Source organism: Duganella sp. Dugasp56 (assembly GCF_047304105.1).
Taxonomy (GTDB): Bacteria; Pseudomonadota; Gammaproteobacteria; order Burkholderiales; family Burkholderiaceae_D; genus Rugamonas; species Rugamonas hordei.
In genome coordinates this window covers 42,925-49,275 of sequence record NZ_JBGLYQ010000051.1, presented here as the reverse complement: position 1 = coordinate 49,275, position 6,351 = coordinate 42,925, and the positions used below count along the sequence as shown (strand labels likewise).

Below are 6,351 nucleotides of genomic sequence, written 5' to 3'. Positions count from 1 at the left end.
GGGGCAAGGCCGGGGTCAAGGCGGGAACCAAGGCCGCGCCGGCCGGCGGCTTGCTCGGGCTGTTGTCGCGCGAATCGGGCGAGACGCTGATCGACCAGATCGTGCGTTCGGTGGCGGCGCGCATCGACGACCGGCTGCTGCGGGGCGGGGCGCGCATGCCGTCGATCCGGGCGTTTGCGGCGGCGCACGGGGTGTCCGCCTTCACGGTGGTGGCCAGCTACGACAAGCTGGTGGCGACCGGCTACCTGGAATCGCGCCGGGGCGCCGGCTTCTTCGTGCGCGAGAAGGCGTCGATGGAGCTGCTTGCCGCCGACGGCCGCCATGCAGCGCCGCGCGACGGCGCCGGGCCGGGAGGGCGCTCGGGCTTCGAGGGCAAGGCCATCGACGTGGTCTGGCTGGTGCGGAACATGTTCCGCCAGCTGCCGTATGCGCAAATGCCCGGCACCGGCGTGCTGCCGCCGGACTGGCTGGACGGCGTCGCCGTGGCCAACGCGCTGCGCGCGGTCAGCCGGCAGAATGCGAACCTGTTGTTGAGCTACGGCGTGCCGCAAGGTTTCCTGCCGCTGCGCCAGCAGCTGCAGCACAAGTTGGCCGAGCTGGAAATCGCCGCGGCGCCGGAGCAGATCGTCACCACCGCCGGCGTGACGCAGGCGCTGGACCTGGTGGCGCGCGAGTTCACGCGGCCCGGCGACACCATCTTTGTCGACGATCCGGCGTGGTTTTTGATGTTCGGCTCCTTCGCCGCGCTGGGCGCCAAGGTGGTCGGCATTCCGCGCCTGGCCGACGGTCCGGACATCGCCCGGCTGGCCGAGCTGGCGGCGCTGCACAAGCCCAAGCTGTACATCATCAACTCGGTGCTGCACAACCCGAGTTCGACCTCGCTGTCGGCGGCCAAGGCGTTCCAGGTGCTGCGGCTGTCGGAGGAGCACGACTTCGTCATCGTCGAGGATGACATCTATTGCGACCTGCATCCGGGCAGCGCGGTGCAGCCGGCCACGCGGCTGGCGGCGCTGGACCAGCTGCGGCGGGTGATCTACCTGGGCGGTTTTTCGAAGACGATGGCGGCCAACCTGCGGGTGGGCTATATCGCCACGTCGCCGGAACGGGCCGAGCGCCTGGCCGACCGCAAGATGCTGACCATGCTGACCACCAGCGATATCGGCGAGCGGGTGGTGTACAAGGTGTTGTCGGAGGGCTCGTTCCGCAAGCACTCGGACCGGGTGCGCACACGGCTCGACGGCATCCGCGCCAAGACCATACGGCAGATGGAGCGCGTCGGCCTGAAGGTGGACCTGGCCTCGCCGGCAGGGATGTTCGTCTGGGCCGACGCCGGCTGCGACACCAATGTGCTGACCGAGCGCGCCATGGCGCACAACCTGCTGCTGGCGCCGGGCAGCCTGTTCTCGCCCAAGCAGCTGCCGTCGACCCGCATGCGCTTCAACGTGGTGGCGATGCAGGACCCGGCCGTGTGGCGCTTCCTCGAACGAGAGCTGGGCAAATGAGGCGGGCAAATGACGGGCGGCTCTTGAAAACCCTCTTATAATCCCCACTTTCTTGAAACCATTGCGTTTTTTACATTACTAACCACAAGACTATTATTAGAGGCTCTTAAAAATGGCAGATACCGATAAGCAAACCCTTGGCTTCCAAGCGGAAGTGAAACAGCTGTTGCAGCTGATGATCCACTCGCTGTACTCGAACAAGGAGATTTTCCTGCGCGAGCTGATCTCGAACGCGTCCGACGCGTCCGACAAGCTGCGCTTCGAGGCGATCAACAACGATGCCCTGTACGGCAACGATCATGAACTGAAGATCAAGGTCTCGTTCGACAAGGCCGCGCGCACCATCACCATTTCCGACAACGGCATCGGCATGAGCCGCGACGAGGCGATCTCGCACCTGGGCACCATCGCCAAATCGGGCACCAAGGAATTCTTCGGCAAGCTGTCGGGCGACCAGCAGCAGGACGCGGCCCTGATCGGCCAGTTCGGCGTGGGCTTCTACTCGGGCTTCATCGTCGCCGACAAGATCACCGTCGAGACCCGCCGCGCCGGCGCGGCCGCCACCGAAGGCGTGCGCTGGGAATCGGCGGGCGAGGGCGATTACTCGGTCGAGCAGATCGAGAAGGCCGGCCGCGGCACCGACATCATCCTGCACCTGCGCGAAGGCGAGGACGAGCTGCTGTCGTCGTGGAAGATCAAGTCCATCATCCGCAAGTACTCGGACCATATCTCGCTGCCTATCGTGATGGCGAAAGAAGAGTGGGACGAGGAGAAGAAGGAAACCGTCGTCAAGGACGAACTGGAAACCGTGAACCAGGCCAGCGCGCTGTGGGCGCGCAACAAGGCGGACATCACGCCGGAGCAGTACGAGGAATTCTACAAGCACGTGTCGCACGACTTCCAGGCGCCGCTGACGCACACGCACAACCGCGTCGAAGGCCGCAGCGAATACACGCAGCTGCTGTACATCCCGGCCAAGGCGCCGTTCGACCTGTGGGACCGCAACAAGCGCGGCGGCATCAAGCTGTACGTCAAGCGCGTGTTCATCATGGACGATGCCGAGCAGCTGATGCCGGCCTACCTGCGCATGGTCAAGGGCGTCATCGACTCGGCCGACTTGCCGCTGAACGTGTCGCGCGAGATCCTGCAGGAGTCGCGCGATGTGAAGGTGATCCGCGAAGGCTCGACCAAGCGCGTGATCGGCATGCTGGAGGAACTGGCGAACGCCGACGAGCAGGAGAAGAAGGACAAGTACGTCACCTTCTGGAAGGAATTCGGCCAGGTGCTGAAGGAAGGCATCGGCGAGGACGCGGGCAACAAGGACCGTCTGGCCAAGCTGCTGCGCTTCGCGTCGACCGCCAATGAGAACGACGAGCAGAGCGTGTCGCTGGAGCAGTATGTGGCGCGGCTGAAGGAAGGTCAGGACAAGATTTATTACGTCACCGCCGACAACTACGTCGCCGCGAAGAACAGCCCGCACCTGGAGATCTTCCGCAAGAAGGGCGTGGAAGTGCTGCTGCTGACCGACCGCGTGGACGAATGGATGCTGTCGTTCCTGACCGAGTTCGAAGGCAAGGAGCTGGTGTCGGTGGCCAAGGGCGGCCTGGATCTGGGCGCGCTGGAAGACGAGGCCGAGAAGAAGGAACACGAAGAGACCGAGACCTCGTACAAGGACCTGGTCGGCAAGATGAAGGAAGCCTTGTCGGACAAGGCCAAGGACGTGCGCGTGACGTTCCGCCTGACCGATTCGCCGGCCTGCCTGGTGGCGGACGAGCATGAGCTGTCGGGCAACCTGCTGCGCATGTTGAAGGCCGCGGGCCAGAACGCGCCGGAGTCCAAGCCCATCCTCGAGATCAATCCGAACCACCCGCTGGTGACGCGCCTGAAGTACGAAGAGTCGGGCACGGCGTTCGGCGACTGGGCCAACATCCTGTTCGACCAGGCGCTGCTGGCCGAAGGCGGTTCGCTGAGCGATCCGGCCACCTTCGTCAAGCGCCTCAATGAAATGCTGCTGAGCGGCGCCAGCAAGTAAAGTCTATCCGCAATCCGGGGTCAGATCCGACATTCGGACACGAGCTCTACCGTAGCGACGCTACGGTAGAGCTCGTGTCCGAATGTCGGATCTGACCCCGGTTGTGTTACTGTAATGTTTCGCAGAACACAACTCTTGGGATGGACATGAATAAGATCGGTTTCAAGCTGGCGGCGCTCGCCGGTGCTCTTCTTTCCGTACAAATCGCCCTGGCGCAGAATGCGCTGCCCGCCTCGACGCCCGGCGTCGCGGCCACTCCCCTCTATCCGGCACTGCCGAGCGAAACGCCCGATGAATTCAAGGCGCCGGTCGACAGTTTCGACTACGTCAAGCGCAGCGTGATGGTGCCGATGCGCGACGGCGTCAAGCTCAATACCGTCATCATCGTGCCGCGCAAGGCCAAGGGCGCGCCCATCCTGTTGACGCGCACGCCGTACAACGCGGCCGAACTGACGTCGCACTCCGAGAGCTCGCAGATGGAATCCATCCTGCAGGGCTATGACAATGCGTCCGATGTGATCGTGCAGGGCGGCTATATCCGCGTGATCCAGGATGTGCGCGGCAAGTACGGTTCCGAGGGCGACTATGTGATGAATCGTCCGCTCAGCGGCAATGCCTTCAATCCGACGCCGGTCGATCATTCGACCGACACCTGGGATACCATCGAGTGGCTGACCAAGAATATCCCCGAGTCGAACGGCAAGGTCGGCATCATCGGCATTTCCTACGACGGCTATCTGCCGCTGATGGCGCTGGTCAATCCGCATCCGGCGCTGAAGGTGTCGGTGCCGATGAATCCGATGGTCGACGGCTGGCGCGGCGACGACTGGTTCCACAACGGCGCGTTCCGCCAGATCAATCTGTCCTACATGCTGGAGCAGGTGGTCACGCGCCGCAACGAGGCCAAGTGGTACACCAGCCACTACGACGACTACGATATGTATATGCGCGCCGGATCGGCCGGCGAGCTGGCGCGCCAGCGCGGGCTGGAGCAGAGCGGCTTCTGGCGCAAGCTGTCCGCGCATCCGGCCTACGACGAGTTCTGGAGCTCGCAGGCGATGGACAAGATCCTGGCCAAACAGCCCGTCACCGTGCCGACCTTGCTGGTGCACAGCCTGTGGGATGCGGAGGATATCTATGGCGCGGTCGCGGTCTACAAGGCGATCAAGCCCAACGACAAGGACAACAAGGTGCACCTGGTGCTGGGACCGTGGAACCACGGCGGCGGCATCGGCGAGGGCAGCAAGCTGGGCGCGCTGCACTTCAGCAGCGACACGGCGCTGCACTTCCGTCAGGAAATTCTGCGTCCCTTCCTGGACCGCTATCTGAAGGACGATGCGCCGGCGGCCGAGGTGGCGACGGTGTCGGCGTTTGAAACCGGCACCAACAAATGGCGCTCGCTGGACGCGTGGCCGAGCGGCTGCAACAGCGGCTGCGCGATCGCGCCCGCTACGCTGAAGCTGGCGGCCAATTCCAAACTGAGCCTGACCAACACGGCCAGCGCGCCGGTGTCGGCGCCGGCGCAAAAGAATGCGTACGACGAATATGTGTCCGATCCGGCCAAGCCGGTGCCGTTCCGTGCGCGTCCGATTCCGCCGTACGGCTACGACGAGGCCAAGGGCCAGACCTGGCCGCGCTGGCTGACCGACGACCAGCGCGAAGCGTCGGGCCGCACCGACGTGCTGAGCTACACCACCGACGTGCTGACGGCGCCGGTGAAGATCAGCGGCGAGCCGGTGGCGCACCTGCTGGCCTCCACCAGCGGCACCGACGCCGACTGGGTGGTCAAGGTGATCGACCTGTATCCGGACCAGGTGGCGGCGCAGCCGGAAATGGGCGGCTATCAGCTGATGATCTCGGCCGATATCTTCCGCGGCCGCTATCGCGAAAGCTTCGAGACCGCCAAGCCGGTCGCCGCCAACACGGCGTTGGCGTACAACTTCAAGCTGCCGACCGCGAACCACGTGTTCCTGCCGGGCCATCGCGTCATGGTGCAGATCCAGTCCAGCTGGTTCCCGCTGTATGACCGCAACCCGCAGACCTTCGTGCCGAACATCTTCTTTGCGAAGCCGTCCGACTACAAGAAGGCCACCCAGCGCATTTACCACGACAGCTACATCGAGCTGCCGCTGGTAAGCGCCACGGCCGGCAAGTAGCGGGCAAATAAAGCCGCGCCAGCCGGGTCAGGCTTTGCGGCGGCGCCGCGCCATCAGCAGCACGGCCGGGATGCCCAGCCCCAGCATGCCGATGGTGGCCGGCTCCGGTACGGCCGCCGCCACCAGGAAGCCGCGTATCTCGCCGCCCGGATAAGCGCTGCTGTGGATGTTGAGATAGGCTTCGCCACTGGCCAGGGCGGCCGCCAACGCCGCTTCGGCGCCGGCCGTGGTGCCGCCGTGGCTGGTGATGAAGACCGGGTTCCAGCTGGCCGCCAGCGAGGTGTTGTACATATTGCTGTAGGCGCCGTTGGTGACGCCCAGCGGGAAGCCGCCGAAAGTGGGAGTTTCCGTGGCGACGCCGGCGGTGCCGATGTTCGGCACGTCGGTGCAGCAGTGGATGTGCGAGGCGGTGGTCGGGCCGAGCAGGCTGCTGAAGGCGACGTTGACTTCCAGCACGTGGCTGGTGGTGTCGAACTTGACGACGGCGGCACCTATGCCCGGTGAGCTGTTCGCCGGTGATTCCTTGGCGCCGGTGAGGATGGCGGCATAGTCGGCGGCATGGGCCGCCGTCATCGCCGTCATCGCCGACAGCAGCAGGCCGGTGGCCGCCGCGTAACTGCGCAAACGCTGGTTCATCTTTCTTCCCTCCTTGTTCTTGGTA

The 6,351-nt window shown here is 64.6% G+C and carries 4 protein-coding genes; 3 read left to right on the top strand and 1 reads right to left on the bottom strand.

Annotated elements, in window-relative coordinates:
• Positions 1–50 precede the first annotated feature (50 nt).
• From ACCD07_RS27385 to ACCD07_RS27375, 3 genes are all read left to right on the top strand, one after another.
• Entirely contained in the window at positions 51–1,502 is a 1,452-nt protein-coding gene (locus tag ACCD07_RS27385; RefSeq protein ID WP_413449169.1) for a PLP-dependent aminotransferase family protein, read from the top strand.
• Positions 1,503–1,614: 112 nt separating this feature from the next.
• A complete protein-coding gene (htpG, locus tag ACCD07_RS27380; RefSeq protein ID WP_176651697.1) occupies positions 1,615–3,534 on the top strand; it encodes a molecular chaperone HtpG in 1,920 nt (639 codons plus the stop codon).
• 146 nt (positions 3,535–3,680) lie between these two features.
• Complete coding sequence (locus tag ACCD07_RS27375; protein ID WP_413449167.1) at positions 3,681–5,690, top strand: CocE/NonD family hydrolase; 2,010 nt, start codon at positions 3,681–3,683, stop codon at positions 5,688–5,690.
• Between the two features lie 27 nt (positions 5,691–5,717).
• Here ACCD07_RS27375 and ACCD07_RS27370 read toward each other — a convergent pair whose 3' ends face one another.
• Positions 5,718–6,326, bottom strand: a complete 609-nt coding sequence (locus ACCD07_RS27370) for a CHRD domain-containing protein (RefSeq protein WP_413449166.1) — start codon at positions 6,324–6,326, stop codon at positions 5,718–5,720.
• Positions 6,327–6,351 lie beyond the last annotated feature (25 nt).

What these genes read in the sequence shown, in the direction of transcription:
- ACCD07_RS27375 (WP_413449167.1), top strand. Translation starts at nt 3,681, where the DNA reads ATGAATAAGATCGGTTTCAAGCTGGCGGCGCTCGCCGGTGCTCTTCTT.
- htpG (WP_176651697.1), top strand. Translation starts at nt 1,615, where the DNA reads ATGGCAGATACCGATAAGCAAACCCTTGGCTTCCAAGCGGAAGTGAAA.
- ACCD07_RS27370 (WP_413449166.1), bottom strand. Translation starts at nt 6,326, where the DNA reads ATGAACCAGCGTTTGCGCAGTTACGCGGCGGCCACCGGCCTGCTGCTG.